Below are 201 nucleotides of genomic sequence, written 5' to 3'. Positions count from 1 at the left end.
CAAGTCGTTCTTTGAAAACTGAATCGTGTAGGGAGCCACGATTGATTCTTTGAATACGATGCGGCTGCCCCGCCCCTAAAGGCGAGGCGAAAGCATCGACTGATTTGAGAGTTTGATCCTGGCTCAGGACGAACGCTGGCGGCGTGCCTAATACATGCAAGTCGCGCGGCTTGAATCGGAGCTTGCTCTGAGGATGGCAGC

At 54.2% G+C, this 201-nt stretch carries 1 rRNA gene; it reads left to right on the top strand.

Features of this window, described 5'->3' with window-relative positions:
* Nucleotides 1-100 precede the first annotated feature (100 nt).
* Nucleotides 101-201 (top strand): 16S ribosomal RNA (locus EFBL_RS17885); the annotation flags it as partial.

It is taken from the genome of Effusibacillus lacus, from assembly GCF_002335525.1.
GTDB lineage: Bacteria > Bacillota > Bacilli > Tumebacillales > Effusibacillaceae > Effusibacillus > Effusibacillus lacus.
Note: the sequence above shows the minus strand (reverse complement) of the source record. Positions and strands in the feature narration are given on the sequence as shown.